Below are 22,379 nucleotides of genomic sequence, written 5' to 3'. Positions count from 1 at the left end.
GTCTTCATTATAGCGGGATGTTCTCTTTGAGTCGCCTTCTTGAGCATATGTTCAGAAGCAGCCTCAGGAAGATAAATATAATCACTACAAATTATGATCGCTTAGTTGAGTACGCTTGCGATCATATGCGTATTCATCATTACACTGGTTTTACACACGGCTTCTTCCGCCAACTTGCAGCCCCTACAGAAATTACGTCTGCTCGTAGGGTTAATATCTGGAAAGTCCATGGTTCACTGGATTGGTTCCAGTCCCCTATGGGGGATACTGTCGCACTTTCAAATATCCAAGAGATACCGAACGACTATAAACCGCAGATCGTCACCCCTGGTACTCAGAAATACCAAAAAACTCATCTGGAGCCTTTCCGCTCCATTATAAACCATGCTGATCTGGCTATCAGTGAGGCTGGTTCTTACCTTTGTATTGGCTACGGCTTCAATGATGAGCATATTCAGCCGAAGCTTATGGTGAAGTGCCTTAGGCACAAGACACCTGTAACCATTATCACTTATGCGCTCTCTGAATCAGCCAAAAAGCTAATTATTGATGGTAGCGCGCAGAACTACCTCGCAATAGAACGGGGCGGAACAGACGATCAATCTATCGTTTATTCTTCTCTGAATAAGGTACCCATTACAGTAGAGATGAATATCTGGAGCCTTGAAGGCTACCTTTCACTCATCATATAGGAAGTTGATATGCCGATTTTTACGTTTGAAGATGAGGACGCGCTTGGTAAGGTTGCGTCCGTCGATACCACAACCGTGATTGTAGATGTGGAGAACGTCGACCAGCTCAAAAGGTTGCAGGTTAACCATCTTGCTGTATTGCAAAGCAGCAGGCCCGGACAGCATCTTATCGGTTTAATTACGCAGGTGACCCGAAAACGTGGGATCGAAGACATAATCAATGATGGTATCAACGATCACGCGCCAGAGTTAAATCTGTGCCGTATCTCATTGATTGGCACCATGCTGGATCGTGACGGAGAAAAAGAAAACGTATTCCGACGGACTCTCGAAAGCGTTCCTGAAATCGACGCGAATTGCTTCTCGCTCGAAGGTGAAAACCTCACAGGTTTCATGCGTACCCTTTCCAGCGTATCAGCCGATGGTAATTCCCTAACTCTCGGCAAATACACACTGGACGAACATGCTGTCGCCTACCTCAACGGCAACAAATTTTTCCAGCGCCACGCCTTTATTGGCGGTAGCACCGGTTCGGGTAAATCTTGGACGACAGCCAAAATCATTGAGCAGATGTCAGGGCTCTCCACCGCTAACGCTATCGTCTTTGACCTTCATGGCGAATATGCCCCTTTGGTTGGTAAAGGCATCCAGCATTTCAAGGTGGCCGGTCCCGCAGACGTTGAAGCCAAGCGCACCATTGATGACTCTGTGATCTACCTTCCGTACTGGCTACTTTCTTATGAAGCGCTTGTTTCCATGTTTGTAGATCGTAGCGACCAGAACGCGCCCAATCAGGCAATGATTATGGCGCGTGAAATAAACCAAGCAAAACGCAAATACTTGGAAGATAACGGCCAGCAAGACGTGTTAAAGCACTTCACTGTTGATAGTCCGGTTCCTTTTGCTCTCGATTTCCTCATGAGAAAGTTGAACGAGATTAACGTTGAAATGGTCGCTGGAGCGCGCGGAGAGAAGCAGGGCGATTTCTTCGGGAAGCTTGCCCGCATGATTTCCCGCCTAGAGAACAAAATTTCTGATAGGCGCCTCGGATTTATGTTCAGCGGCGGTGGAAACGTGCTGGATTTCACTTGGCTTGAGAAATTCACCACTGCCATACTCGGGAGCACTGATGAGAATGGTCGGGCCGGGATCAAAATAATTAACTTCTCAGAAGTCCCATCTGACGTTTTGCCACTGATCGTATCGCTGGTCGCGAGGGTCACGTTCTCTGTTCAGCAATGGACGCCTTCTGAACTACGCCACCCTATCGCTCTTCTGTGTGACGAAGCTCACCTTTATATGCCACAGCGCAATATGGCTGATTCTGCCGATGATATCTCTCTCGATATTTTCGAGCGTATAGCGAAAGAAGGCCGTAAATATGGAGTCAGCCTAGTGGTGATAAGTCAACGTCCGTCTGAAGTAAATAAGACGATGCTTAGCCAGTGCAGCAATTTTGTATCCATGAGGTTAACTAACGCTGAAGATCAGGGAGTTATCAAGCGTCTACTTCCAGATAGTCTCGGCGGGTTTAGCGACATTTTGCCGACACTCGATACTGGTGAAGCACTAGTCGTAGGCGATGCTAGTCTATTGCCAAGCCGAATCAGAATTGATGAGCCGCAGAATAAGCCAAATAGTGGCACAGTTGATTTTTGGGATGAATGGCAGAAACCTGTCAAAGATACCCGTTTATCAGTTGCTGTTGATAATTGGCGCAAACAGAACATTCAGTAAAATGTTATTTATCAAGCTATTAAGCCCTAACAAACGCATGTTGCCGGACTGGCTTTCCGCTGCGCTCTAAACCAGCCGCAAATGCGGGCGTTAGCTACCTAAACGTTCAACAATAGATCGAGAGGTATTATGTTCAAAAATATGCATTTATTCTTCATGCCTGAAGAGTTGAATCTACTACGAGCATTTAACCGAAAGCAAATTGAATTTGTTGACAGTTTTGTCGAAAACATAGACCAGCACATTGAAACTTACACAGATGAAGTTTTCATTCAAGAGTGGGCTGGAGATGAGGGCGAGGTTGTAGAAGTAGAGAAACAGCATATTGCTGGCATCACAGAAGATGAATTTGACTTTAAAGATATCTTCACTTCGGTTATGCCCATGTATCAAAGACAGTCAATGTTGCTAACCGCTTGGTCGATGTTTGAAAACGAGATTAGTACTTTCTATAGTAGGCTTGCAATTAAGCTTGGATCTGAACCAAACCTAAGAAAAATCAAACGTGCTAAACATTCTAGTGACCTTGCTCATGTCATTTCATGTTTTAAAGCATTAGGGGTCGTTACAGAGCCAACTGAACCGTTTGTAAACGCATTTGAACGCCTAAATAATGAGGTTCGCCTAGTACGGATCGATTGGGTTCACAATGGTGGTAAAGCAATAAAGTCAGACTTTATTGAGCATACAAATGGCTTAGCTATGAATCACTCTCAAATCGACATATCGGTTGGCTACATTGAGGAAGCTACAGACTTAATGTGGTTACTTTCTACGGAAATCACAGAGTCTGCTAGAGCTAATCTGGGCGGCAGCTAACAAACGATTAAGGAATCAACATACTTTTCCTAATCTGATAGAAGCGTTGTAGAGCATTAGTTCTAAATCGTTTATGTCCATTTGTGAGTTACAGCGCTTACTAAATTAGAAAGTTACAGATTAGATGGTGTATTGCAAATCCCCTTTTCAGAAGGGGTAGAGACGAGAGTATATCGCATTGTAAGAAACCTCTCTTTCCATGTTCGTCAGAGAAGCTTTTCACCGCTTATCAAACCGTCGAATCTAGTCGATATACTAATCGATTACATCATGCTTTCGGTGTAATGAGTGTCGGAAGAGCATTCTATATTTATATTTATTTCTGACGAAGTAATCCGTTTCCATACAAAATGGCGTAGCAAACATTCACAGCAGAACTAATGTAGATTAATCTTTGTATTGAGCTGGAGTGGCTGCTACTAGTTTTTTAAAATTACGATGAAAGTGACTTTGATCATTAAATCCTAATTCTGTGGCAACTGATGCAATATTATATCCTTTCTTTAGCAACACCTTCGCTTCATTTATTCGCATGGCAATTTGCATGGCATGGGGGGTTATCCCATAAGATTTTCGAAATGAATGAATTAAGTGGTATTCACTTAACCCAGAGTGTTGAGCAATCTCTCTGATTGAGATATTGTTTTTGAAGTTGTCACGTATAAAACGATGAGCTCTGGCGATATTTACTTTTGTTAGGCTCAACTCATCTATATCTATGGCGTTGGCATTGCGAAATAAATCGGAGAAAAATTCGATGCTTTCTTCTTCCATTTTTATGTGATCGACATCGTCTATGATTGAGTCTGCCAATGATTGAAACTGCCAGTAGAGCTCTGGGGAATTAGTATGGATAATCGAGAATGGTATGAAATTTTTTGAGGGGTTATCTACAATCATGGATTGTATGTTACCTAACCACTTCGGGCATACATAAAGCATCTTATAGCTCCAATTTGTATCTCGAGTGGGGTTACATGAATGTACTTCCAATGGGTTCACTATGACAAGAGAGCCCATTTCGATTTTGCTTTCCATATTGTTATTAAAATAATCACTTTGACCACAATCTACCGATCCAACAGAAAACTCTTCGTGAGTATGTTTACCATAGCATGCGTTTGAATTTGTGGAACAACGCAGTTCTATAGGAATTATATTGGATCGATAAAATTGCTGTTTAGCCATATCAACGAATACTCTTTCAACTAGATATGAAGAAAGTATATAGAACAGTTAACGCTAATAGTAGTCCCATAGAGATGTTAAACAGCTTGAACTGCTTAGGTGTTTCTATAACAGAACTTATGGTAACCCCTAGTATTGCCCACACTGAGAGCGATATGTAGCAAACGACAAAGAATATGCCACAGAATAAAAGTAATACCTCTAGTCCTACGTTTTGCCCTGTATAAAAAACTGAAATACCAGCAAGCGAAACGATCCATGCTTTAGGATTCAGCCACTGGCACATCATACCCTGTAAGAGCGATGGCGCTGATTTGCTTTCTTCTGAATCTTTACTTTTAGTGGTAGGTTCTTGGGTCGTCACTTTATAAGCGAGATATAATAGAAAACTTCCTCCTACATATGTCATGCCCTTTGCTAAATAAGGAATCTCGGCAATGAATTGCGATAATCCAAAGCCCAACAAAAACAAAATGGATACAAACCCGAAAGTTGCGCCAGTGATATGAGGTATAGTACGGGTATATCCGTAATTCGCTCCAGTAACAGTGGCTAAAATGTTGACTGGGCCTGGTGAGATCGAAGTCACCAAGGCAAAAGCAGCCATCGCTATTAGTTGTGAAATCATTATTGTTCCTTAAAAATCCGTAACTTCGCCAGTGCCATCAATGAAGCGATGTTCTTGTAAATCAACGATTCGATATCTTTTGGGTTTGATCTTGCCAGTCTTGCAATAGCCCGCTTGCCTCTCCCAATATCCCTGTTCAAATTCATCGGTTAAATGTAACTCTGATAGACACTTGACTCCCTTATAGCGATATAACGAGAAATCAACCAACCTAATTGGGTAGCCTTCTTCCAACGACAAAGCCGCACCATCGATAGCCCAAATGATCATGGCTCTGTTTTCAAAAGCATTATCAAGTTTGATGGTTGAATCATAAACTCCTTTCGCGGTACCTAAACTAAGTTGTTTAAGGTTGTAGCAACGATACCTAGATGGATTGATCCCCAAATATTCGAATAGGTCTTCTAATAATATGCCGGTCCAAGTTCTTCTGATACTCCAATTGCATACGCAAACAACTCTTCTATTTTCCGTAATAGTTGCGATCTTTTTGAGCTCTTCAAATGTAATTTGAATTGGTGATGATTCAGAAGGTAAAAATACTTTCAGTGTCCAAGTCGATATATCTATTGCATCAAATGACTCTGGTGGTCCTTCTTGATAGTAACGAAGAGAAGAGGGTTTCTTTTCAATATATGGTGTTTTCATGTTGTGACTCTCCCCTTATAAATTTTTAACGCAGCGTAATCCGACAATATTGTCTCGTACCGTTGGTGGGTAATTATCTCTACATGTACAGCGCATGTAGTCCTCGTCATGTAGACCAGATCCGCCACGAACGACGTGATCGTCTTGTCGTTTACTGATGTAAACAGGGTCTGAATTAGTCTTGTCCCATGAATAGTCAGGCTGGTAATTATCTCGACACCATTCTGCTAGATTCCCGGCCATATCCACACACCCAAATGGAGAACGATTTTGAGGATGGGCATCCCACTCAGTAGAGCGTCTATCAAGTTCTAATGGCTCACAGTCTGGTGCATAATTCGCTATTGAAACAGATGGTTGAGAATTGCCCCAAGGATATAATCTATTGTCATTTCCTTTGGCGGCAAATTCCCATTGGGCTTCTGTCGGTAGTTCTTTGCCAACGAAATTAGCGTAAGCCTCAGATTCATACCAGCTGATCCCAGTAACAGGTTGTTTCGCGCCATTCCAGTTCGGATTACGCCAGTACAACGGCTCTGTAATGTTATTTTCTTGAATGAATTTGAATCCTTCTTCTGACCAGTACTCTGCTCTTTCGTAGCCTTTTTGATCGACAAATACCGCGAACTCTTCATTTGTGACTGGGTGGACATCAATGAAAAAATCACTCAAAGTAACCGATAATATGGGTTGTTCATCTGGGCTTAAATCTGAGCCACGTTGATATGAAGACCCGGATACGAGTACCATTTCTATCAAGTGATTCATCGCATTAACCTCATATTTCCGGTGTATTTCGCAATCAATTTCTTATTTCCATAGACGGCGATTCCAAGATACTCAATATCTTTCGCTTCAGTCTCGGCAATTGCACTTGAATATTCCTCATAGTTTTTTGTGTTTTTGGCTACATTCGAAAAATCCACGAGCGTTGTTACAGGTTGAAGCTTGTCTCGAATGATTTTGAGTTCGTTATTACTGCTGGCCAAAATGGGAATAGGAATTCTAGTTATACCAAGATGCTCTCCACCATCTCGGTTTGTAATATTCTCACCAACTAATTCAGGATGAGCTTTCCCTAGGCTCAGGGTGAGCACAGCGGCAGTGTTTGCTATAACTCCTAATGGGAGATCTTTATCAATAATTAATACGCACTTGTTGTTTTCCATTATCAATTTCCTTTTGAATGATTGTGTTTTTAGAAAACGCCACCCATGTCATTTCGATATGTAGTGGCTGAGAAATTACCGTAAGATTGTGTAGTTTTATTGCGTTGATATTTGCGAGACAGCAATCCACGTTCCCAACCGCTGTTTGTTGAGCACCACTACTGGTAGAGTCAGTGAGCTGTACTTCAATTTGAGCTTTTCGTATATCAGGGATATTTTCTTCGGACGATCGTATAAGGCCGTCTAATCGAGATAGTGGAGCATGGTGAGACGCTATAGATATTGTATTTTTACTCAATATTTTGAATGTCAGATTAGATATATCTTTACATGCCAAGTAGTAGGCGGGGGGGGCAAAAAAAAACGAACCTAAAAGGAGCGTTCGCTCGTTCATGTAAAAGTTATCAACCCTCTGGTATGCATTAGCAACAAGAAGTAAACATGACTCATTGGATTCAACATGCTCAGAGGCTTGTTCAAAGGTTCTGAATAATAGTACTTCTAATGGGTCCCCAATAAGCCTTGATAGGTACTGAGCTGCATATTGGCTGCTTGAACCTTCAGGTCCCAGCGTAGCTACACAGGTTATTTTCGGAGTTTGCCTAAGCCAAAAAATGCCGTTATTTGGTGTCATTGTATAGTCCTTTTACACAGCAGTAATTGAGCTACACAATAAAACTCTCCTTAACACAAGTATTGTACAAAACTGTTGTTTATTTCCCCAATTTTGAATAATAAAAAGCTAGCTATCAAGAGATTTTATATAGTGTGGATAAGCAATAGGGTGACACTTGGCTGAATAATAGGTTTCGTATACTCAATACAAACTATTTACCCTAAGGTGCCATTTATCGCGAAGTTATTTATATGTCTAGATGAAAATGCTATCAAAACGCATAAAATACCTTATTTTTCTGTCTTGTATGGTTGATGCAGATCAGTTGTCTAACAGACGCAATCCTATCTTCTGCCTTACTATTTTTTATTGAAGCACACCGAACATGAATTTTTTTCACAATCAACATTAAGTAACAACATTGTTAAGTTAATTAAGGGCGAGTTATAACTGAGTCATGAATTGAACGGATGATCATTTGGTTTCATCTGATTGACACGGAAGATAACGCTGATGACTCAACATTTTACTTTTACCATTAAAAAGACTCGTCTTGATGAAAATTATCATCCAGCAGACAACACTCGTATTACCACGAACTTTGCTAACTTAGCGCGTGGTGAACATCGTAAACAGAACTTGCGTAGTGTATTGCGCATGATAGACCAACGTTTCAATGAGTTGGCTTGTTGGGATAACCCAACAGGCGATCGCTACTCGGTCGAGTTAGATATTATTTCAGCCAATATCAAAGTAGAAAATAGCAGCGAAACCATTCCATCGATTGAAGTGTTAAAAACCGGTATTTTGGATCGTAAAACCGGTCAACGGATTGAAGGGATTGTCGGCAATAACTTCTCTTCTTATGTTCGTGATTACGATTTTAGTGTCCGTCTACTGGATCACAATAAAGGCAAAGCGCAATTCTCAGTACCAGAAGATTTTGGTCTTTTGCATGGTAACTTATTTAAATCATTCATTAACTCAGAAGGTTACCAACAAAACTTTACTAAGCCACCGGTGATTTGTTTGAGCGTGTCAGACAGCAAAGTCTATCACCGCACCAATAACCAACACCCAATATTGGGGGTGGAATACCAGCCGACGGATTTATCGCTAACGGAACAATATTTCCAGAAGATGGGCTTAACAGCTCGTTACTTTATGCCGAAAAACAGTGTTGCGCCTTTTGCCTTCTATTTCTTTGGCGATCTGCTTAACGATTACACCAATTTGGAGCTGATTAGCACCATCAGCACTATGGAAACCTTCCAAAAGATTTATCGCCCTGAGATTTACTTTGCTAACCGGGTTGCTGGTGAGCGCTATGAAGCGAACTTGAAAAGCGATGCCCACTCGTTAACGGATATTGTCTATGACCGCGAAGAGCGCACTCAACTGGCGATAAAACAAGGTAAGTATGCGGAAGAAGTCTTCATCAAACCTTATCAATCGGTTCTTGAACAATGGGTCGCTCAGTGCGCTTAATCGTCAACCAAACAGTAGAATAGCCAACATTATGACAAAATTACTCCCAACTTCAACGGCAGGCAGTCTGCCAAAACCGACATGGTTAGCTCAGCCAGAAGTGCTTTGGTCACCTTGGAAATTAGCGCAACAAGAGCTGATAGATGGTAAATACGATGCTCTGCGTATTGCCTTACATGAACAATTAATCTCAGGGGTAGACATTGTCAGTGACGGCGAACAAACCCGTCAGCACTTTGTAACGACCTTTATTGAACATTTGCATGGCGTTGATTTTGAGAATCGGCAAACGGTGAAAATTCGTGACCGGTACGATGCTAGCGTGCCAAGCGTTGTCGGCCCTGTATCTCGGCAGAAATCGGTGTTTGTAGAAGATGCAAAATTTTTGCGTTCTCAAACGGATAAGCCCATCAAGTGGGCTCTGCCTGGGCCGCTGACGATGGTTGATACTCTGTACGATGGTTATTATCAATCTCGTAAAGAGCTAGCGTTTGAGTTTGCGAAAATTCTTAATGAAGAAGCCAAAGAGCTAGAAGCGGCTGGTGTCGACATCATTCAATTTGATGAACCCGCGTTCAACGTTTTTTTTGACGAAGTCAATGATTGGGGGATTGAAGCGCTTGAGCGAGCTATCGATGGTTTAAAATGCGAAACCGCGGTACATATTTGTTACGGCTATGGAATCAAAGCCAATACGGATTGGAAAAAAACCTTAGGCAGTGAATGGCGTCAATACGAAGAGGTGTTTCCTAAACTGCAACAATCGAATATCGATATCATTTCTTTAGAGTGTCATAACTCTCATGTGCCAATGGAGTTACTCGAATTGGTACGTGGCAAAAAAGTGATGGTCGGTGCTATCGATGTCGCAACTAACAGCATTGAAACACCAGAGGCGGTAGCGGCCACCCTGCGTAATGCTCTGAAATACGTCGATGCCGATAAGCTCTACCCGTGCACAAACTGTGGCATGGCTCCCTTGTCTAGAGCGGTAGCACGAGCGAAACTCCACTCATTAAGCGCTGGTGCTGAAATTGTGAGAAATGAACTATTAGCGAAGTCGTAGTGTGTTAGCAAATAGCCACGTATTTAGCTAGACTATGAACAATTGAGCGTTTAAGTGCACGATGCAAGGACAGCCAGTTAATGGATTTTCAGATACAATCGGGAGTGGCAACATGGTAGCGATTTACATTATTTGTGGTATTGCGATGAGCATTGGTTTATTGGCTCTCTATGCACCCGATATTGAAAAATGGTGTGATAAACAATTGGGTAACCAAGACTAAGCTTGGTTATTGAATCTCTTTTTCTTATCAATAAAACTTATTTTTAGTTCTTGCATCATCAGCCACTTACGGTTGCTGGTAAGCACAGGTAAATCCCCATGGGCATCAATCAATACTGCGATCAGGGCTGTTGATTGTAGCATCTAATTAACATGCCATTCGTTATTGAAAAGGCCGCATAGCGGCCTTGATCGCGATAACTGAGGTGAGCGCCATATTTACTGGCTTGATGAACTAGTACTACTGGCGGGTTCGATTTTTGCTTGATCGCGCGCTAGCTCTTCACTAAAGGTACGTTTACGGTAAAAGAAAGTGACTACCGTGGAGTTGATAACGATAAACAGTGAGTACATGACTGGGATCAATAAGATTTGTTGCTGTAATTCCCCTGCAAAACTTAGGCTAACCACCAAAGCGGCGAGGGGGCCATTTTGAATGCCGGTTTCTAATGATACCGTGCGCGCTTTTTGTGGATTAAGACCAAGCAAGCGTGAGAAGAAATAGCCAAAATTAAAGCCAATCAATCCAACCATGATAACGGCAACATAAACCGTCCAATGAGTGGTGAGCAGCAGTTGCCAGTTACGTGGCACCCAAGTGGCCAGCAAGAAAATAATCACCAATGCGCCTAACACGCCCCCCGTTAGTTCAATCACAGCGCCAATATTGGCATTTTTACGCCGCAACCAGATACCAATCAGAGTGGGGATCAGGAGCGCAAACAATAAGCGACCAATTTGATCGGGCGGGATACGCAGCGAATCATCAATTCCTTGGGTATAGAACTGCATCAGTAGCGGAACCATCACAAAAGCCGCTATTGTTGAGCAGATAGTCATCATGATACTCAAGCTGAGTAGGCTACGTGAAAAGTAAGCAAAGATATTAGAGGTGGTGCCGCCAGGCATACAACCAATTAGTACCATGCCGACCGTTTGTGCTGGGGTGAGGTTAAGTAGCCAAGATAAAGCAAAGGCAATAAAGGGCATTAGGGCATATTGCGAGCTGAATCCGACCACGATAGCCCTAGGGTGTTTAAAGGCGATCCGAAAATCACGAAAGGTCAGGCTTGCGCCCATGCCAAACATAATGATGATCATCATGACCGATAATAGGGTTTCTTCAAAAGCGCTTAACATGGTGGCCTCCTAATGATCAGAACGGGTGAGTTGGCCAAGGGCCATGGCACGAACATCTTTGCGCAGAACCTTGCCTACTGGCGTTTTCGGTAGCTCATCAACAAAGACCACTTTTTTCGGGACCTTATAAGCGGCGAGTTCATTTTTACAGTGTTTCCTCAAGCTTGCTTCGTCTAATCCTTGTTCACGCAGCACCACATAAGCTTGAACTTGTTCGCCAGTGAGTGGGTCAGGAACGCCGACGACCGCTGACTCCATCACTTGCTCTAAGCCAGCGATCGCTTCTTCCACTTCGTTGGGGTAGACATTAAAACCACTAACAAGGATCAAATCTTTTTTCCGATCGACTAAGCGTAAGCGGCCATCGGGATGCATGATGGCGATATCGCCAGTGTATAACCAACCATCTCGCAGCGCATGAGCCGTTTCTTCCGGTTGTTGCCAGTAGCCCTGCATAATTTGCACGCCCTTAGCAATCAGTTCTCCCGGCTCACCAAGTGGGACGGTATGCCCGTCATCATCCACTAAACGCAACTGAGTACCCGGTGTTGGAATGCCGATACAGTCGGGACGCGGATCGGTTAAGGGATTAAAACAGAGTACCGGCGAGCTTTCGGTTAGGCCATAACCTTCCACTAAAGGGCAATGAATGGCTTTTTGCCAACGTTCAGCAACCGTAGCATGTAAAGCGGTACCGCCAGCTAAAGCGGCTTTAAGATGTTTAGGCGGAAAAGTAGTGAACCACTCTTCATTGAGCAGCGCGTTATACAAGGTATTTACGCCAGTCATCCAACTGATAGGATAGTTATCAAACGCGCGTTGACAGTTTTGGATAGGTCTTGGGCTGGGTACCAGAATATTGTGCGCACCTTGATGCCAAAACTCCAACAAGTTAACGCTGAAAGCAAAAATATGGTACAGCGGCAGAGCGGTGAGTACCGTCTCTTGGCCGCTCGTGACGTGTCCTTGAACTAGGCTATCCATCTGCTCTACGTTACCGAGCAAGTTACCATGACTGAGCATCGCCCCTTTGGCGACACCAGTGGTACCGCCTGTGTATTGCAGCAGCGCGGTATCGGCGCGAGTTAAACCTTGCCAATACTCTTCCACATTCAGCTTATCGTTTTTTTGGCGCAGGCGGCCAAGCTGAATCGCTTGATCGATAGAATGATGGCTCAACTGATGCGTTGGGATCACCTTATTCCAATATTTCAAGACCAGCTTAAGAATGCCGCGCACCACCGGAGGAAACCACTGGGCGAGAGAGGTGACGACAACGTGCTGAATCGGGGTTTGCTGAATAATGTCTTGCAGTTTATCGGTGAACATATCGCAAATGACAATCGCTTTTACCCCAGCGTCACAGAACTGATGTTTCATTTCACGTCGGCTGTACAGTGGGTTAACGCTGGTTAAGATACAGCCAGATTTGAGCACGCCCATGACTGCAACGGGTAGGCTTAAACAGTTTGGCATTTGCACCGCAACGCGATCACCGACTTGCAAGCCAAGTTCGCCGCGTAGGTAATGAGCAAAAGCGGTCGACATCTCATCGACCTGTCCAAAGGTAAGGCAGCCATTCATGCCATTGGGCATACAGGTGGTAAAAGCTTTACGTTGGCGGTATTTGGCGGCCGCTTCACTGAGCATTTCAGGAATACTGCGCCAAGCATGGCTGTCTTTAGCATGGCCTTGATGCAAAGCCATTTGCTCCGGACTGTAGAGTTTGACCCAAGGGGCTTGGTCATAAATAGCATCGTTAGACATGAAGCGCTCACTTAACAAGTTATCGTTGTTTTGATATCTGACTCATTAACGTATAGCACAAACCACAGAAGGTGCTGATTTTAGTCAGCAATTTCTGAATTTCTATCTTCGGAAATGTGATTTATCCTAACGACTTGAAGCTGTGGTGTTGGTTGAAGACGGTTATCCATCTTTGAATTTATTTTTTGGATTGACAGCATTGGTAGGCGTAGGTAGTTCACTCGCCGATCATTCTTTGTCTTATTTATCTGCGTACCTTCTCAATCAGTTTTGCTATTTCGGTTTTTATTCTGCTAGCAGAATTTTTTTAAGAGCTGCTCTAACTGTATTTGTTCTTGTTCCGTGAGCACTTTCAACATGCGATTCATATTGTCGACATGGTCATTCAAGGCTTGGTCGATCAACCTTTGTCCTTGTTCGGTCAAAATCACCTTACAACTGCGCCTGTCTTGATCGCTGGCAATGCGCTGCACTAAACCGCGTTGCACTAGCTGTTCAATACGTGTGCTGACCGCACCGGAAGAGAGCATCAAGGTTTGGTACAACTCAGTAGGCGTGATGGCGGTATTGCTACGACGGATGGTTGCCAGAATATCAAACTCAACTGAGCTTAAATCAAAGCGTTGGAAGACTTGCTCTAATTGAGGTTTCCAAAGTCCATAAGTGCGGCTTAATCGGCCAACAATACCCATCGCCGAGCAATCTAGCTCCGGTCTGACATTCTGCCATTGTGCAAGAATGGCATCTACTTTGTCATTTGGCATGGTGTTATCTGCTGACATGATGTCTCCCTCTAAATTTATCTTTTTAAAAAGATACTTGATTAAAAACCATTTCTCTATTATTTTCTAAAAAGTATCTTTTTTAAGAGATACTTTTATGGAAGTTAACGCTACTAAATAGGGTCAAAAATGAATACAACGTCAGGAATCAAGACGATGCTGCTTACTGCCATCGCACCTATCGTATGGGGCAGCACCTATATCGTAACCACCGAAGTACTACCGCCAAATTCGCCACTCATGGCCTCTTTAGTACGAGCTCTGCCTGCTGGGATATTGCTAGTACTGTTTGCTCGAACTTTACCAACTGGACATTGGTGGTGGCGTTTACCTGTATTGGGCTTTTTTAATATTGGTTTCTTCTTTTACTGCTTATTTTTTGCAGCGACTGAATTACCAGGAGGAATGGCAGCATTGGTGATGTCATTCCAACCTATGTTGGTGATGATGATGAGTTGGATTCTTCTGAGTACACGGATCACCCCTTTGCAGTGGGTTGCTGGGGGTGTTGGTATCATTGGGATTGGACTATTAGTGCTTAATCAAACCGCATCTTTGAGCATACAAGGTTTATTGATCGCCTGTTTAGGAACATTCAGTATGGCCTCTGGTGTGGTTATGACCAAAAAATGGGGCCGTCCTCAAGGCATGTCCACACTTGGATTTACCGGCTGGCAATTACTGTTTGGTGGCGTGTTTTTGCTGCCCACGACCCTGTGGATTGAAGGCGTACCAGAGCAAATTACTGTGCTTAACTACCTGGGTTACGGATATCTGAGTGTGGTTGGCGCTATGTTGGCTTACTTTCTCTGGTTCCGTGGTATTGAGCAACTGCCAACGGTCACTGTGTCCTTTCTCGGATTTTTAAGTAGCGTCTCAGCTTGCTTGCTGGGTTATGTCATTCTCGAACAAGCACTCACTTGGACGCAAATTTTCGGCGCAGGGGCGATTTTTATCTCGATCGTGCTGGCTATCCCGCGTTCCACCTCAACCACTTATTCAACAACACTGGCTTTCAGTTTAAAAAGAAATTGATATGAAACGGACTCTTATCTCTGGCAGTCAAAGCGCATACTCACAAAGTTTGAATGTGGCGAACTACTTAAAAGGCCTTGCAGAACCACATTTTAATCAGATCGAAATACTGGATTTACCGTTTTAGAATGAAGGTGTCTGGCAGAATAGTGATTACTGAGTGCCTACGAGACAGCGCTTTCGTCTGTGCACCGTGACATGGTCAATTTGGGCAAAACGTTTCTATTGCGAAATATTGCTGAACTGATACCGTCAGTGCCATTCGATACATGATAGTTCAAGGCAACGAAATGGAATATTTAGACGCGAGTGTGTGGATGGCCATAATGTTGGTTTTCATAGGCTCCTTTGTACAGACCGCGATCGGCTTTGGGCTAGCTGTGGTTGCATCGCCGTTGTTGTTCCTGATTTCTCCAGATTATGTGCCAGCGCCGATCTGTTTGGTCGCGCTATTTATTTCGGTGCTTAATGCGATGAAACATCGCGAGAGCATTTCGATTGGTGGGTTAAAAATGGCCTTAATTTGGCGTATACCGGGTTCGATTGTCGGTGGTTTACTGTTGATGTGGATTTCTACTCAGGCCTTGGCTCTGTGGCTGGGTTTGCTAGTGCTGTTTGCGGTAGCAGTGAGTTTGCTGCCGCTGCGTATTGAACCAAATCCAACTCGGATGGGCATCGCGGGATTTTTCTCTGGCGTATTTGGTACCAGTAGTGGCATCGGTGGCCCTCCGATGGCGCTGTTGCTTCAGCATCAAGAAGCTAATCAACTGCGCGGTAATTTATCGGCTTTCTTTGTATTTAGTTCGATCATCTCGTTAATGGTGCAGTGGCCGACGGGTTTTTTAACGTGGCACCATGTACTGCTGACTTTACCGTTGATCCCCGCTGCTTGGTTAGGCTATCTGTTAGCCCGTAAAACCACGTATTCATTGCCGAAAGAAAAAATCCGCGTTGCAGCGCTGGTACTTTGTTTAGTCAGCGGCGCAACCGCAGTATGGCATGGATTATTTTGACCATTTATCTACCGCCTTCATCAAAGTGCTCAATATTATTTCTTATGAAATTTAAAGGTGTCTGTCCGGTTTGTTTCTTAAAAAAGGCAATAAAAGCACTATCCGAAGAAAAATCTAGCCAATGGGCAACGTCGTTCACTTGTATTCCTCTAGAAAGTAATTCAATAGCTTTTAATAAACGCCATTGCTGTTTCCAGTCTTGGTAAGACATCCCTGTTTCTGATTTAAATAGCCTAGTGACAGTTTTGCTGCTTGCTCCGATAGAGATGGCAATGGAGGTCAGACTTGGCACTAAAAAAGATTCATTCATCAATTGCTCACGGAATTTATTAAATCGACGATCTACTGGTAGAGGAATTTGAAATGCATGACGTTTTGCAGCGTAAAACTCCTCCCAAAATAGAGCTGTCGTATTCTTCATTTCATGTTCAGATTTATCCCATGACCATAACGACATTTTATTAATCAGTGCTTTTAGCAGTGCATTTACTTCAATTATGGTGATGTCATTTGGATATTCAAAATCAGTGCAATCGAAGTATAACGAACGATAAGCGACAACATTCGTCATCGTCGCACGGTGTGGCGTTGATGGCGGAATCCAAACCGCTTTTGTCGGCGGTAAAATACATATCGCATTGTCTAAAGCAAAGCTCATACACCCTTGCGGAGCAAAAAGTAATTGCCCTTTTTTATGTTGATGCCTACCAGAGTCGTGTTTACCAACGTTAGCGGCTATGCCAACAACGCTAGAATTTAAGCTATCAGGATCGAAGTGAGTTTCTTGATTAATAAGTGCCATTTGTCCGAATTTTGATGTTTTTGGTTTTTTTATTGTTAATAGGGAAATGATAGTCCGATTTATACTGCGCGCCAATGTGATTCATAATGAGGACTTTATATGAATACGAAACCGTCTTTATGGCTAATGATTGTGATGTTGATGTTGCCACAAATTGTTGAAACTATTTATAGCCCAGCTTTAGGGTCCATAGCTCAATACTTCTCTGTTAGCTATTCCCAAGCTGCACAAACACTATCCGTTTACTTCTTAGCTTTTGCCATGGGTGTTTTAGTTTGGGGTATTTTGGCGGACAAATTTGGTAGACGCCCAACGATGATGGCTGGGTTATTTACATACAGCTGTGCAGCTTTGGTCGCGATTCAAGCGGAAAGTTTTACCGTGCTTATGATTGCACGAGCACTCAGCGCATTTGGAATAGCGGTTGGCTCAGTGGTTACACAGACAATGCTTCGTGATGCATTTAGTGGTGAAGAACTAGGCAAGGTCTTTAGTTTAATGGGAATGGGTATTTCGATAAGTCCAGTGTTAGGCATGCTGTTAGGTGGTCAACTTACAGCAATGGGTGGTCATCATTATGTGTTTTTCGCACTATTTATTATCGCTTTGCTGTTGTTTTTCTATAATTTGTTCAAGCTTCCTGAAACTCAAACTAAAAAGCAACCACTACAACTTGGCTATTTAAGTATTAGCATGTTTAAAGACCGACACATATGGCTGTCAGTAATATTAGTTGCGCTTTATAACATTGCTTTATTTTCTTATTACCAACTCGGCGCATTTATTTTCTCTGACTTAGGTTTGAATTCTGAACAATTCGGCTACAGTGGGATTGTCTTGGGATTTGGTACGTTGCTTGGCAGTTATGCAAACAAATCCCTCCTTGCCAAAAAAGTGTCGCAAAGGACTTTATTGTGGTTAGCGACGCTGTTATTAGCGATAGGAGCTAGCGGTGTTTTTAGTATGCTAAATTCAATCGGGTTTGTTCTACCTATGATGTTGGTGGTGATGTCTTTTGGTATTGCGATTCCCAATGTACTGAGTTTAGCTTTGGTTGATTATAAACAACAAATGGGTAGTGCTGGCGCATTATTGGGACTGATGTATTACTTATTGATTGGTGGTGGATTAGCTTTAGCTGGTATCGTTCAGCATTTAGGTTTGGTATTAGTGATATGCAGTATAGCGACAATCTGTGCGACGTTCTTACGTTCACATCAATGACAAAATCAGGAGGAGTAACTCTGATTTTCTCCTCTTGACTTCTCTAGCTGAAATCCCCTAATCCGATTGCCTCATTTCTTTAGGAGAGTACGCCCACATGAATGACTGAGCCTGTTATCCATTTTTTCATTTACTTTTGGATCGACAGGGTTAGTCGGCGTAGCCACAGTTGGATGCGATCCTTATCGGCGACGATTTTACAGCAACTGCTGCGTCAAAATATGGGCTTTGAAGGCGTTATTATTTCAGACAGCACGAACATCGGGAATACGACTGAATGTAGTCTAGCATGGTGAGTAACTGATATCTTCAAATTATCCCTTTACCAAGTCACGAATAAACAAAAGCCCGATGTTGAACATCGGGCTTTGTCGTTTTCGGAATCGACTGTCATCGGAAGGAGTTACCTCGGTTTAATCTCCGAGAGGCTGCCTTTCTAAACCGCCACGATAAGAGTCGAGAGCAACCTTGAGTCGGCGCAGTTTATCGCGAGAGCGTCGCTTATGATTAACTGCTAATGACATTGAAAGCACGTCAACCAAAGCCAACATCGCGTAACGACAAGCGGATGGCTTGTAGATGAAATCTGTCTCTTGGTGCTCGATAGGCAGAACCAAATCGGCTTGCTCGGTCAAAGGCGTGTCTTTCGGAGTAATCACAATGACTTTTACGCCGTACTGCTTTGCTAATTGCGCGGTTTCAATGATCGCAGGAGTATAGCCTGTGGCTGAGATCATCACTAACACATCGTTTGTGTCTGCAGTAGCCGCAATCATGCGCGATAACAAACCATCATTATAGGCCACAACAGGATAGCCCAGACGGAACAAACGATGCTGCATCTCCTGTGCTGCAATGGTTGAACCGCCACCCATACCAATACAAATCACTTGTCTTGCGTTGTGTAGCCAGTTCACGGCAGTGTCGATATCTTCTTCAACAATCAAACGGTGGTTTACGTCAAGGGATTGCTTGATCGACTCATAGATACCTTGGTAGCCACTTTGATCGGGAGGCTCAAGGATGAATCGTTGTCCAACCGTTAAAGTTTGTGCCAATTTGATCTTCATATCTCGCACGTTTTTACAGCCAATAGCTTTGGCAAAACGGGTAATGGTGGCTTCACTCACTTCTGCGCTTTCTGCCAGTTCAGTAATGCTGGCATTGGCGGCAGTTTGAATGTCGTCTAGGATCAACTTAGCGACCTTCTTTTCGGCATCGCGCAGCGCACTGAAACGCTCAGTGATTTGCGAAATAATATCGATTTCTAAACTCAAGCTGTGTTCCTATCTTTTACATTGAGGCGATTGTTCCGCCTCTACAGGTTTGGCATGAAGTATAGCGAAAAGCTTCACTAAGCTCATCATCAGAAACATGTTTTCACCCAATGAGTGACTTGATACTCATCATCACAAATTGCCACGGCACGCCACTTATCAAATGTTAAACATGGATGAGAGGTTGAGAAGGCAATTATATCACCCACTTGAAGGTCGCTGTTTGCGTCTACTTCGATGAAGGCGTGTTGATCCATCACTGCGGTAGTTAGCGCACTTTCAATCGAGATTGGCTCACCATCGCGGTATGCGCGTTCAGGGATTGGCAACCCGGCATTAAATGCAACGTCACGTTTACCGAAGCCAGCAACTAGCTTAGTTGGCTCAGGGCGAGAAATGACATAAGCCCAAAGCTCTAGAGCCGATTCCAAATCACCGCCTAAATCACACGCTGCCCCTTGGTTGTTTTCAGCTCGCTGCATGACTTTGTTTTGTGCGTCTAGGTAAATGCCTGTGTCATGAATCGCGTAGCAACCTGGGCGAATGATGGCGTCAAAATCTTCTAGGTTGGCGAAGCATTCGGAAACCACGTCATACCAAGCAGAGCCTGCGCCAGTAACCAGAGGTTTGAACTCAATCAACTTTTTGCTTTGTAGCTGAGCTGCGATTTCTAATGTGGTGTTGAGGAAGTCACGAATGTCCTGTTCAGCATTGTCACCATGAATGACGCCTTCGTAGACCTCGATACCTTTGAGCGTAAGATGAGGTTGCTGGTGGATGAGAGTAGCGAGTTCAACCACATCTTGCTGGTTTCGGCATCCACAGCGACCGCCTTCGACACCAAACTCAATCAGTACATTAAGCGGCAATTGATGTTCAGCGAACGCACGTTCTAGCGCTTTGACGTTTCGGCTTGAGTCCACACAGCAATAGAAGTTGATCCCATGGGCTTTAACCAAGTTGGCGATGATGGTCATATTCGCGCGCCCCACTAGTTGGTTCGCCATGATGATATTTTTCGCTCCGCCGAGAGCCGCAATCTCTGCCTGAGCCGGCGTTGCTACGGTAATGCCCCAAGCGCCGTTTTCTAATTGCTGCTGAAAGAAAGCAGGTGTCATGGTGGTTTTACCGTGCGGTGACAGTTTCACTTTGTGTTGATTGGCGAAACGCTGCATCCAATCGAGGTTGTTTTTTAATGAAGAAGATTTGATCACCGCAGCGGGTAGGGTGATCTCTTCATGGATCAAACTGTGTAATCCTTCCGAATTGCCCGCAACAGGTTGAGCCTTTTCTCCGTAACCTGGCGTGGTAACAAACTCATTATGATAGTTTTTATCACACTTTTGGCGATTGTCTTTCATGGCGCACCTACTTCTAACATGGTTTAACTGATTGATATTAAGTGTTTGTTGCTAACCACCATAAACAATATGTTAAAAAGTATCAAACAAATCTGAGTTTTTTGTGTGTTTCTTCACTGTTTAAATTTCAAGAATTATTAAGATGGAATCATGTTAATTACGGACGAAGAGAGTGAAGTATGCTGTTCGACACCATTATCAAAAGCTTAGAGGTATTTGACGGTACAGGTGCAGCACCATTCATTGCTGATGTTGCAATTCGTCAAGATCGTATTGAGCAAGTAGGTCAGCTAGACGAGCTTTCTGCAAAGAAGGTTATCAACGGTCAAGGTCTTGCGTTGGCTCCGGGATTTATTGATGTGCACACGCATGATGACATCAATGTGATTCGTTACCCTGATTGCTTAGCAAAGATTAGCCAAGGCGTGACGACGGTAATCGTAGGCAATTGCGGAATTAGCGCAAGCCCTGCGGTACTCAGTGGTACTCCGCCAGACCCAATGAATCTATTGGGCAAGCAGGAAGATTTCAAATACCCAACTTTTGCGGAATATGCGAAGGCGGTACAAGCGGCTAGCCCTGCGGTTAACGTCGCGGCGTTAGTCGGTCACACGACATTACGTAACAATGTGATGGACGATTTACTGCGCACGGCAACCGATGAAGAAATCGACCAAATGCGCCAAACATTGACGCAAGCGATGGAAGAAGGGGCATTGGGTTTAAGCTCGGGTCTTGCTTATGCGAGTGCCAAGCAAGCGAACGCGGACGAAGTCATGCGCCTAGCGGAAATTCTCGGTCATCACGGTGGTATCTACACCACACACATGCGCACCGAGTTTGAAGAAATCATCAGCGCAATGGAAGAAGCCTTTGAAACTGGGCAGTACGCTAAAGTGCCAGTGGTGATTTCTCATCTTAAATGTGCAGGTGCAGGCAACTGGGGACGTACGGTAGAAGTGCTGGATTTGATGGACAAGGTTTCTGAGCATCAAGACGTGTCTTGCGATTGTTATCCATATTCCGCTAGCTCTTCGACACTGGATTTAAAACAGGTTACGGATGAAATTGATATCTTCATTACCTGGTCTGAAAGCAAACCAGAGCACGCTGGCAAGATGCTGAAAGACATTGCTGACGATATGCACTTGCCTCTTATGGAAGCGGCAAAAGCATTGCAACCTGCGGGCGCGGTTTATCACTGCATGGTTGAAAGCGACGTTAAACGTGTACTTAAGTATAAGTTGACCATGGTGGGCTCAGATGGATTACCAAACGACCCGCATCCACATCCACGTTTGTGGGGCACATTCCCGAAAGTCTTGGGGCATTACTGTCGTGAAGAGCAGCTTTTCCCATTGGCAGAAGCGATTCACAAGATGACGGGTATGTCTGCCACACGTTATCAATTAAAAGATCGTGGAGAAATAAGAGCAGGCGCTTACGCAGATTTGGTTTTATTTAACCCAAATACAATTAAAGATACTGCAACGTACGAAAATCCAATTTCTGTCGCGCAAGGTATTGAATCTGTATTTGTAAATGGTGAGCTATCTTATTTAAAAGATAAAGTAACCGACAATAGAAATGGTGTATTTATTTATAGAAATAACACCCATCAATAATCTATAAAATTAATTAATTTTATAGATTAAGTATTATCACTGGAGAATATTATGTCAATTAAACGTTATGGTGTAGAAGG

Annotated in this window: 22 protein-coding genes and 1 pseudogene; 11 read left to right on the top strand and 12 right to left on the bottom strand. The window is 43.6% G+C overall.

Features of this window, described 5'->3' with window-relative positions:
* From CAG60_RS16460 to CAG60_RS16450, 3 genes are all read left to right on the top strand, one after another.
* On the top strand, positions 1 to 692 hold a 692-nt coding region (locus CAG60_RS16460), incomplete at its 5' end, for an SIR2 family protein (RefSeq protein WP_161439449.1).
* Positions 693 to 701: 9 nt separating this feature from the next.
* Positions 702 to 2,429 (top strand): ATP-binding protein, encoded by a 1,728-nt coding sequence (locus CAG60_RS16455; RefSeq protein WP_161439448.1) that lies wholly within the window; start codon positions 702 to 704, stop codon positions 2,427 to 2,429.
* 129 nt (positions 2,430 to 2,558) lie between these two features.
* A complete protein-coding gene (locus CAG60_RS16450) occupies positions 2,559 to 3,248 on the top strand; it encodes a hypothetical protein (protein WP_161439447.1) in 690 nt (229 codons plus the stop codon).
* A gap of 387 nt (positions 3,249 to 3,635) precedes the next feature.
* Here the strand turns inward: CAG60_RS16450 and CAG60_RS16445 are convergent, their stop codons facing one another.
* The 6 genes from CAG60_RS16445 to CAG60_RS16420 are packed head-to-tail and all read right to left on the bottom strand — an operon-like array spanning position 3,636 to position 7,515.
* Positions 3,636 to 4,436, bottom strand: coding sequence for an AraC family transcriptional regulator (locus CAG60_RS16445; RefSeq protein ID WP_161439446.1), 801 nt, complete (start codon positions 4,434 to 4,436; stop codon positions 3,636 to 3,638).
* A 16-nt stretch (positions 4,437 to 4,452) separates the two neighbouring features.
* Positions 4,453 to 5,064, bottom strand: coding sequence for a LysE family translocator (locus CAG60_RS16440; protein ID WP_202598238.1), 612 nt, complete (start codon positions 5,062 to 5,064; stop codon positions 4,453 to 4,455).
* 9 nt (positions 5,065 to 5,073) lie between these two features.
* Positions 5,074 to 5,712: a molybdopterin-dependent oxidoreductase gene (locus CAG60_RS16435; RefSeq protein WP_161439445.1), complete on the bottom strand. Its 639-nt coding sequence runs from the start codon at positions 5,710 to 5,712 to the stop codon at positions 5,074 to 5,076.
* Between the two features lie 15 nt (positions 5,713 to 5,727).
* Positions 5,728 to 6,480, bottom strand: coding sequence for a formylglycine-generating enzyme family protein (locus tag CAG60_RS16430; protein WP_237667810.1), 753 nt, complete (start codon positions 6,478 to 6,480; stop codon positions 5,728 to 5,730).
* The gene (locus tag CAG60_RS16425) at positions 6,477 to 6,881 is read right to left on the bottom strand and encodes a DUF2000 domain-containing protein (RefSeq protein ID WP_161439444.1); all 405 of its coding nucleotides are present in this window, start codon (positions 6,879 to 6,881) and stop codon (positions 6,477 to 6,479) included. Before CAG60_RS16425 ends, CAG60_RS16430 begins: the two co-directional genes overlap by 4 nt.
* The gene (locus CAG60_RS16420; protein WP_237667809.1) at positions 6,850 to 7,515 is read right to left on the bottom strand and encodes a hypothetical protein; all 666 of its coding nucleotides are present in this window, start codon (positions 7,513 to 7,515) and stop codon (positions 6,850 to 6,852) included. The genes CAG60_RS16425 and CAG60_RS16420 overlap by 32 nt, the downstream gene beginning before the upstream one ends.
* Positions 7,516 to 8,010: 495 nt before the next feature.
* Between CAG60_RS16420 and CAG60_RS16415 the strand changes: the two genes are divergently transcribed.
* On the top strand, positions 8,011 to 8,985 hold the full coding sequence (locus CAG60_RS16415; RefSeq protein ID WP_161439443.1) for a DUF1852 domain-containing protein: 975 nt from the start codon (positions 8,011 to 8,013) through the stop codon (positions 8,983 to 8,985).
* 31 nt (positions 8,986 to 9,016) lie between these two features.
* Positions 9,017 to 10,051 (top strand): methionine synthase, encoded by a 1,035-nt coding sequence (locus CAG60_RS16410; protein ID WP_161439442.1) that lies wholly within the window; start codon positions 9,017 to 9,019, stop codon positions 10,049 to 10,051.
* A gap of 441 nt (positions 10,052 to 10,492) precedes the next feature.
* On the opposite strand, the gene CAG60_RS16405 is transcribed toward CAG60_RS16410, so the two are convergent.
* From CAG60_RS16405 to CAG60_RS16395, 3 genes are all read right to left on the bottom strand, one after another.
* Complete coding sequence (locus tag CAG60_RS16405) at positions 10,493 to 11,413, bottom strand: bile acid:sodium symporter family protein (RefSeq protein ID WP_161439441.1); 921 nt, start codon at positions 11,411 to 11,413, stop codon at positions 10,493 to 10,495.
* Positions 11,414 to 11,422: 9 nt separating this feature from the next.
* Positions 11,423 to 13,180, bottom strand: coding sequence for an AMP-binding protein (locus tag CAG60_RS16400; protein WP_161439440.1), 1,758 nt, complete (start codon positions 13,178 to 13,180; stop codon positions 11,423 to 11,425).
* A 293-nt stretch (positions 13,181 to 13,473) separates the two neighbouring features.
* On the bottom strand, positions 13,474 to 13,944 hold the full coding sequence (locus CAG60_RS16395) for a MarR family winged helix-turn-helix transcriptional regulator (protein ID WP_202598248.1): 471 nt from the start codon (positions 13,942 to 13,944) through the stop codon (positions 13,474 to 13,476).
* Positions 13,945 to 14,091: 147 nt separating this feature from the next.
* Here CAG60_RS16395 and CAG60_RS16390 point away from each other — a divergent pair, with 147 nt between their 5' ends.
* The 3 genes from CAG60_RS16390 to CAG60_RS16380 all read left to right on the top strand — a co-directional run bounded on the left by CAG60_RS16390 (position 14,092) and on the right by CAG60_RS16380 (position 16,010).
* Positions 14,092 to 14,997 carry an EamA family transporter gene (locus CAG60_RS16390; RefSeq protein ID WP_161425710.1) on the top strand — a complete coding sequence of 302 codons (906 nt, stop codon included), beginning with the start codon at positions 14,092 to 14,094 and terminating at the stop codon, positions 14,995 to 14,997.
* 1 nt (position 14,998) lies between these two features.
* Positions 14,999 to 15,124: a hypothetical protein gene (locus CAG60_RS16385; protein WP_411847835.1), complete on the top strand. Its 126-nt coding sequence runs from the start codon at positions 14,999 to 15,001 to the stop codon at positions 15,122 to 15,124.
* 163 nt (positions 15,125 to 15,287) lie between these two features.
* Positions 15,288 to 16,010: a sulfite exporter TauE/SafE family protein gene (locus CAG60_RS16380; RefSeq protein WP_072669336.1), complete on the top strand. Its 723-nt coding sequence runs from the start codon at positions 15,288 to 15,290 to the stop codon at positions 16,008 to 16,010.
* A gap of 4 nt (positions 16,011 to 16,014) precedes the next feature.
* Here the strand turns inward: CAG60_RS16380 and CAG60_RS16375 are convergent, their stop codons facing one another.
* Positions 16,015 to 16,812: an AraC family transcriptional regulator gene (locus tag CAG60_RS16375; RefSeq protein WP_161425711.1), complete on the bottom strand. Its 798-nt coding sequence runs from the start codon at positions 16,810 to 16,812 to the stop codon at positions 16,015 to 16,017.
* A gap of 99 nt (positions 16,813 to 16,911) precedes the next feature.
* On the opposite strand from CAG60_RS16375, the gene CAG60_RS16370 reads away from it, so the two are divergent.
* Both CAG60_RS16370 and CAG60_RS16800 read left to right on the top strand, forming a co-directional pair.
* Positions 16,912 to 18,036, top strand: a complete 1,125-nt coding sequence (locus CAG60_RS16370) for a multidrug effflux MFS transporter (protein WP_161439439.1) — start codon at positions 16,912 to 16,914, stop codon at positions 18,034 to 18,036.
* A gap of 179 nt (positions 18,037 to 18,215) precedes the next feature.
* Positions 18,216 to 18,302 (top strand): annotated as a pseudogene (locus CAG60_RS16800) (glycoside hydrolase family 3 N-terminal domain-containing protein); the annotation flags it as partial.
* Between the two features lie 147 nt (positions 18,303 to 18,449).
* On the opposite strand, the gene CAG60_RS16360 reads toward CAG60_RS16800, so the two are convergent.
* Positions 18,450 to 19,313: a MurR/RpiR family transcriptional regulator gene (locus CAG60_RS16360; protein WP_004395533.1), complete on the bottom strand. Its 864-nt coding sequence runs from the start codon at positions 19,311 to 19,313 to the stop codon at positions 18,450 to 18,452.
* A gap of 89 nt (positions 19,314 to 19,402) precedes the next feature.
* Positions 19,403 to 20,674 carry an amino acid deaminase gene (locus tag CAG60_RS16355; RefSeq protein WP_161439438.1) on the bottom strand — a complete coding sequence of 424 codons (1,272 nt, stop codon included), beginning with the start codon at positions 20,672 to 20,674 and terminating at the stop codon, positions 19,403 to 19,405.
* Between the two features lie 179 nt (positions 20,675 to 20,853).
* Here CAG60_RS16355 and CAG60_RS16350 point away from each other — a divergent pair, with 179 nt between their 5' ends.
* Positions 20,854 to 22,299, top strand: a complete 1,446-nt coding sequence (locus CAG60_RS16350) for an N-acyl-D-amino-acid deacylase family protein (RefSeq protein WP_161439437.1) — start codon at positions 20,854 to 20,856, stop codon at positions 22,297 to 22,299.
* Positions 22,300 to 22,379: the final 80 nt, after the last annotated feature.

It is taken from the genome of Vibrio sp. V33_P6A3T137, assembly GCF_009904835.1.
In the GTDB taxonomy this organism is placed as follows: Bacteria; Pseudomonadota; Gammaproteobacteria; order Enterobacterales; family Vibrionaceae; genus Vibrio; species Vibrio metschnikovii.
This window is presented reverse-complemented; position numbering and strand designations above follow the sequence as displayed.

What these genes read in the sequence shown, in the direction of transcription:
- CAG60_RS16455 (WP_161439448.1), top strand. Translation starts at nt 702, where the DNA reads ATGCCGATTTTTACGTTTGAAGATGAGGACGCGCTTGGTAAGGTTGCG.
- CAG60_RS16450 (WP_161439447.1), top strand. Translation starts at nt 2,559, where the DNA reads ATGTTCAAAAATATGCATTTATTCTTCATGCCTGAAGAGTTGAATCTA.
- CAG60_RS16445 (WP_161439446.1), bottom strand. Translation starts at nt 4,436, where the DNA reads ATGGCTAAACAGCAATTTTATCGATCCAATATAATTCCTATAGAACTG.
- CAG60_RS16440 (WP_202598238.1), bottom strand. Translation starts at nt 5,064, where the DNA reads ATGATTTCACAACTAATAGCGATGGCTGCTTTTGCCTTGGTGACTTCG.
- CAG60_RS16435 (WP_161439445.1), bottom strand. Translation starts at nt 5,712, where the DNA reads ATGAAAACACCATATATTGAAAAGAAACCCTCTTCTCTTCGTTACTAT.
- CAG60_RS16430 (WP_237667810.1), bottom strand. Translation starts at nt 6,480, where the DNA reads ATGAATCACTTGATAGAAATGGTACTCGTATCCGGGTCTTCATATCAA.
- CAG60_RS16425 (WP_161439444.1), bottom strand. Translation starts at nt 6,881, where the DNA reads ATGGAAAACAACAAGTGCGTATTAATTATTGATAAAGATCTCCCATTA.
- CAG60_RS16420 (WP_237667809.1), bottom strand. Translation starts at nt 7,515, where the DNA reads ATGACACCAAATAACGGCATTTTTTGGCTTAGGCAAACTCCGAAAATA.
- CAG60_RS16415 (WP_161439443.1), top strand. Translation starts at nt 8,011, where the DNA reads ATGACTCAACATTTTACTTTTACCATTAAAAAGACTCGTCTTGATGAA.
- CAG60_RS16410 (WP_161439442.1), top strand. Translation starts at nt 9,017, where the DNA reads ATGACAAAATTACTCCCAACTTCAACGGCAGGCAGTCTGCCAAAACCG.
- CAG60_RS16405 (WP_161439441.1), bottom strand. Translation starts at nt 11,413, where the DNA reads ATGTTAAGCGCTTTTGAAGAAACCCTATTATCGGTCATGATGATCATC.
- CAG60_RS16400 (WP_161439440.1), bottom strand. Translation starts at nt 13,180, where the DNA reads ATGTCTAACGATGCTATTTATGACCAAGCCCCTTGGGTCAAACTCTAC.
- CAG60_RS16395 (WP_202598248.1), bottom strand. Translation starts at nt 13,944, where the DNA reads ATGCCAAATGACAAAGTAGATGCCATTCTTGCACAATGGCAGAATGTC.
- CAG60_RS16390 (WP_161425710.1), top strand. Translation starts at nt 14,092, where the DNA reads ATGAATACAACGTCAGGAATCAAGACGATGCTGCTTACTGCCATCGCA.
- CAG60_RS16385 (WP_411847835.1), top strand. Translation starts at nt 14,999, where the DNA reads ATGAAACGGACTCTTATCTCTGGCAGTCAAAGCGCATACTCACAAAGT.
- CAG60_RS16380 (WP_072669336.1), top strand. Translation starts at nt 15,288, where the DNA reads ATGGAATATTTAGACGCGAGTGTGTGGATGGCCATAATGTTGGTTTTC.
- CAG60_RS16375 (WP_161425711.1), bottom strand. Translation starts at nt 16,812, where the DNA reads ATGGCACTTATTAATCAAGAAACTCACTTCGATCCTGATAGCTTAAAT.
- CAG60_RS16370 (WP_161439439.1), top strand. Translation starts at nt 16,912, where the DNA reads ATGAATACGAAACCGTCTTTATGGCTAATGATTGTGATGTTGATGTTG.
- CAG60_RS16355 (WP_161439438.1), bottom strand. Translation starts at nt 20,674, where the DNA reads ATGAAAGACAATCGCCAAAAGTGTGATAAAAACTATCATAATGAGTTT.
- CAG60_RS16350 (WP_161439437.1), top strand. Translation starts at nt 20,854, where the DNA reads ATGCTGTTCGACACCATTATCAAAAGCTTAGAGGTATTTGACGGTACA.